The 3,998-nt window shown below is 71.3% G+C and carries 3 protein-coding genes and 2 CRISPR repeat arrays; of the genes, 1 reads left to right on the forward strand and 2 read right to left on the reverse strand.

Annotated elements, in window-relative coordinates; genetic code table 11:
- The first annotated feature begins 549 nt into the window (after positions 1-549).
- A CRISPR array of direct repeats spans positions 550-1,433; the repeat unit is 29 nt; unit sequence CTGCTCCCCGCGCCCGCGGGGATGGTCCC.
- A gap of 4 nt (positions 1,434-1,437) precedes the next feature.
- A CRISPR array of direct repeats spans positions 1,438-2,137; the repeat unit is 29 nt; unit sequence CTGCTCCCCGCGCCCGCGGGGATGGTCCC.
- A 444-nt stretch (positions 2,138-2,581) separates the two neighbouring features.
- Positions 2,582-2,836, reverse strand: a complete 255-nt coding sequence (locus tag ACFYMC_RS29595) for a hypothetical protein (RefSeq protein ID WP_388531194.1) — start codon at positions 2,834-2,836, stop codon at positions 2,582-2,584.
- Between the two features lie 82 nt (positions 2,837-2,918).
- Between ACFYMC_RS29595 and ACFYMC_RS29600 the strand changes: the two genes are divergently transcribed.
- The gene (locus tag ACFYMC_RS29600) at positions 2,919-3,401 is read left to right on the forward strand and encodes a hypothetical protein (protein WP_388531197.1); all 483 of its coding nucleotides are present in this window, start codon (positions 2,919-2,921) and stop codon (positions 3,399-3,401) included.
- Positions 3,402-3,483: 82 nt separating this feature from the next.
- On the opposite strand, the gene ACFYMC_RS29605 is transcribed toward ACFYMC_RS29600, so the two are convergent.
- Positions 3,484-3,723, reverse strand: coding sequence for a hypothetical protein (locus ACFYMC_RS29605; RefSeq protein ID WP_266542384.1), 240 nt, complete (start codon positions 3,721-3,723; stop codon positions 3,484-3,486).
- Positions 3,724-3,998: the final 275 nt, after the last annotated feature.

A 3,998-nucleotide genomic window follows, 5' to 3' on the forward strand; every position in this document is an offset into this window, starting at 1 on the left:
GAGTACGAAGAAGCCTTCTGGCGCAGCCAGGAGCAAACCCCGCAGTCCGCCTGAACCAATCAAGATCGGACTCTACGAAACTCGGGGCAGCTCAGGCAGCCAGCCGTCGTCATCCCGGTCGTGCTTCGCCCACACCACACGGGCAGCCGCGGACAACCGATGCGCAGCGAGCCACCGTTGACCCACATCCACGCTCATCACATGAGCATGAAAATACATCCATGGGCCCCATGTCAGGTGATCACGGATTTCGGCTCACGGGAACGTCAACGACCGACGACATACGACCATCGAAGCACCACACCAACCAAACCCGGTTCAGCAAACCACCCCCACGCCCGTGCAAGGACAACCAGACATGCACCGAAAGCAGCCACCTGCTGCCAGCGAGTCCTACCGCAGGACTGGGAGATCAACTCGATGCCTGGCCACACGGCTCAAGCCACATACCGAGACACGTCAGTGTTCACCATTCAGGATGGTTTGCCGGATTATCTAGAAGTGGTTCAGAAAGACCTTCACCCGGGGCTACTCTGCAGGTCACGCAGACTGCTCCCCGCGCCCGCGGGGATGGTCCCTCCTCCGTCGCAGTCGTCCACAACGTTGAGGTCTGCTCCCCGCGCCCGCGGGGATGGTCCCCAGTTCAGGGCCGGTGTCGCGGACGACGTCCTCTGCTCCCCGCGCCCGCGGGGATGGTCCCGCCGCTTCCTCAGCAGGCGTCATGTCACGAACCTGCTCCCCGCGCCCGCGGGGATGGTCCCTCGGGGTGGCGCAGCGCGAGGCGCGTTCGGTTCTGCTCCCCGCGCCCGCGGGGATGGTCCCCAGCCTAGAGCGACTTCGTTTCCGTCGTCGTCCTGCTCCCCGCGCCCGCGGGGATGGTCCCGCCCCGCCAGCACACCCGCCCCCATTGCATGCCTGCTCCCCGCGCCCGCGGGGATGGTCCCCCATGAGCATGATCACCCTCGGCCAGCTGGAGCTGCTCCCCGCGCCCGCGGGGATGGTCCCCGGAGACGAACAGTGACCCGGACCCTCGTCGACTGCTCCCCGCGCCCGCGGGGATGGTCCCGCCACCACCCCGACAAGCCCGTTCCGGTGTCCCTGCTCCCCGCGCCCGCGGGGATGGTCCCAACAACCCACCCAGAAAGAGAGCCAACCCATGCTGCTCCCCGCGCCCGCGGGGATGGTCCCGCCTTGTCGGTCTACCACGACAAGACCGGCGGCCTGCTCCCCGCGCCCGCGGGGATGGTCCCACCAAGACCGCCGAAATCGTCACCGAAGCCGACTGCTCCCCGCGCCCGCGGGGATGGTCCCGCCGCCGCCCACGGCGCGATCCTGGACCACCTCTGCTCCCCGCGCCCGCGGGGATGGTCCCTCGCGGTTGTCCGGATGGAGCGGGCTGTTGAACTGCTCCCCGCGCCCGCGGGGATGGGCCGTCGGCTGCTCCCCGCGCCCGCGGGGATGGTCCCGAGCTCACGCTCAAGCGCGGCTCGACCACGCACTGCTCCCCGCGCCCGCGGGGATGGTCCCACGCTCATGACCGACACAGGGCGGATCGCCCTCTGCTCCCCGCGCCCGCGGGGATGGTCCCACGCCGCCGGGCTTCAACACGCGGTGGGCTTCCTGCTCCCCGCGCCCGCGGGGATGGTCCCCACCCCGGCGCGCGACCGGAGCCGCTGACGAACTGCTCCCCGCGCCCGCGGGGATGGTCCCGGCATGCTCGCGCGGGCCATCGCCTCCGTCCACTGCTCCCCGCGCCCGCGGGGATGGTCCCCCCCAAAGCGCCCGCAGCAGCGCGCCCCTCCCCTGCTCCCCGCGCCCGCGGGGATGGTCCCCGGAACGCGGCACGGATGAGAGCGTCATGGCTCTGCTCCCCGCGCCCGCGGGGATGGTCCCGCGGCCAGCTCAGCGGGGAACTGTGCGAAGTCCTGCTCCCCGCGCCCGCAGGGATGGTCCCCGCAGTGCCCCGGCGACGACGAGCGGTGCCGCCTGCTCCCCGCGCCCGCAGGGATGGTCCCGACCAGCGCTTCCGCGGCACGCCCCGGATCCTCTGCTCCCCGCGCCCGCGGGGATGGTCCCGCGCCCCATGCCGGATCGGGGGTCGATGTCAGCTGCTCCCCGCGCCCGCGGGGATGGTCCCCCGTACGCCCTGTGGCCCTACCACCTGCACCGCGCGATCCGCAGCGCCGTCCGCGACGACGACCACAGCGACGACCGCTGGACCCCCGCCGACTGGAACCAGGCCGCCACCCGTGCCCTGGCCGCCCTCGGCGACCAGTGGACCAACGCCACCGCGCTCGGCCCCAGCCGCATGCTCCTGGTCGCCTGCCTGCGCCAGGGCTTGCGCCTGGCCCGCGAACACCGCCTGAGCGACCTGGGCTGGCTCACCAGCGCCGCCCACGCCTACACCGACGACTCCGTGTGGGAGCCCCTCTCCCTCCCCACCGACACCACCAGCGCCAACCCGGCGCCGGGCACCCCAGCCGACGCCCTGGCCGAGCTCCTCACCGCGATTGCCCGCCGCCAGCACGAACACCGCCAGCGCACCGCCGACCGACTCACCGCCGTCCTCGACAGCGGCCTGCTACCCGCCGAGCTCGCCGAGATGGGCCTGTACTACCGGGCCAAGGCGTACAAAGACCTCAGCCAGAACCAGGCCGCCCGCGCCGGAATGCAGCAGGTTGTCGACTCGGGCGGCCGGTACGCCCCCCGGGCCCGCCGGGGACTTGCCAACCTCGCCCGCCTCGCCGGCGACTTCCCCACCGCCCTGGCCGCCGTCCCCACCCTGGGCTGGAAAGGCCGCCACCACCGAGTCCACGGCGACATCCTGTGGTCCCACGCCGATACCGCGGCCCGCCGTCGCCGCCTTCGAAGCCGGTCGCGCCGAAGCCGAACAGCACGGCGCCGCTGGCGAACGCGCCATGATGCAGGTCCGCCTCGCCCTGGCCGTCTCCTTCGCCGACCCCGACCGTGCCGACCACGAACTCTCCCTCGCCCACCAGCTCCTCGACGGCCTCGACCAGCGCTCCAACACCCTCCTCGCCCAGGTCGTCGCCCTGATCAAGGACGCCGGAACCGGCGACGTCACCTCCCGCGCCCAGAACCTGCGGACCGGCATCGAGGCCGCGGGGCTCCCCTTCCTCCACCGGTTCGTGGAGCTCGCCCTCGCCTTCCACCACGCCGTCCGCGGCGAGGACCAGGGCCTGGCTGCCACCATCGACCGACTGCGCGCGCACACCACCACCGGCGACTTCGCCTACTTCACCGACATCGCCCACTACATGGCCGGACTGCCGCTCCCAGAGCCGTCGACCACCCGCTGGACCGTGAACGAAGCCGACGTCCGCTCCGCCTGGCGCGGCCTGGTCCGAGCCCGGCAGGAACACCTCCTCGCCGGAAACTGACTCCGGACACACCACAGCCCCGACCGGAGACCTCGGGTCGGGGCTGTCGCCATGTACGGGCCGGGCACCGGGCCCGGGGAAGTCAGCCGGCGTCGGGGCGCTGCCCGACGAGCTGGGTGAGCAGCTCGATGATCTGGGCCTGGTTCCGGTCGATCTTCTTGTCGAGCGCTTCGACTTTCTGGTCCAGGTTGCCGATCTGGAGGCGTACCGCGGTGAGGTCGGACTTGATGATCCCGAACTCGCGGTCGTGCTTCTCCGCGACCTCTTCGAAACGCCGGGTCAGGGCAGCGAGCTCGCTGTGAGCGATGGGGTCCTCAGGCACGCGGATACTCCTGCCAGATCACAAAACCGCAGATAAGAGGACTCCACGATAGCGCGCCCGCGCTGGGCCTCGTCCTCGTTCCGTGAGGCCGCTGCTGCCCGCCGGCCGTCACTCCGGCCTATGGCTGGCTGATCATCGCGCTGACACGGCATCACTCTGCATGGCAGGGTCAGTGGCGATCGGGCCTTGACCCCGGATTTTGAACACGTCTATGCGGCTTGGGTCAGGGTAGTTGCAGCTGGCTGGAGGTCGTTCTCGTAGGCGATCGGGGACCG

The organism is Streptomyces sp. NPDC006879 (assembly GCF_042869595.1).
Taxonomy (GTDB): Bacteria; Actinomycetota; Actinomycetes; order Streptomycetales; family Streptomycetaceae; genus Streptomyces.

Excerpts from the sequence above, each read along its gene's own strand:
- ACFYMC_RS29600 (WP_388531197.1), top strand. The coding sequence starts at position 2,919 with ATGATGCAGGTCCGCCTCGCCCTGGCCGTCTCCTTCGCCGACCCCGAC.